Source organism: Actinocorallia longicatena (genome assembly GCF_039534125.1).
In the GTDB taxonomy this organism is placed as follows: Bacteria; Actinomycetota; Actinomycetes; order Streptosporangiales; family Streptosporangiaceae; genus Actinocorallia; species Actinocorallia longicatena.
In genome coordinates this window covers 1-507 of sequence record NZ_BAAAUV010000096.1, presented here as the reverse complement: position 1 = coordinate 507, position 507 = coordinate 1, and the positions used below count along the sequence as shown (strand labels likewise).

The 507-nt window shown below is 31.4% G+C and carries 1 protein-coding gene; it reads right to left on the bottom strand.

Annotated elements, in window-relative coordinates; genetic code table 11:
• A partial coding sequence (locus tag ABD785_RS41230) for a CAP domain-containing protein (RefSeq protein ID WP_344840375.1) occupies positions 1-386 on the bottom strand: 386 nt, incomplete at its 3' end.
• Positions 387-507: the final 121 nt, after the last annotated feature.

Sequence of the window (507 nt, the reverse complement as noted above, 5' to 3'; positions counted from 1 at the left end):
GAAAAATTGGCTATCATCTTGTCAAACGATCTACTTGCTAAATCAACATCTCCACCGGCTGCAATTATTCGGTCATAAACGTCTTTTCCTGTAAAACCCTCATTGCCTTCTATCTCGCCATAAAGATTACTTAAATCCCAATTATTTATAAAATAATATGCATGATTTTCTGCAGCTTTGTTAAGAATCGGATTCAAGGTAATTTCATTCAATCCCGCATCTTTTCTAAATTCATTTAAATACTCCAAAAACTTCTGCTGGTCTTCATTAAAATCATCATTAGATGCTTCTACCATCTGTATATCTTGTAAATTAGGTACCATAAAAACTGAAAATGTTAGTAAACCAGTAATAATAATCAACAAAATTTTATTCAAAGTATCCACCTAGTTTCATGTTTAATTTTATGTTTTATAACTACGTTATTCCCACTATCAACTTTATTTTTTGTCATTACCGATAGCATGACGGAATACTGAAAAGTGTGATTCCCCATTCCCTTAAACT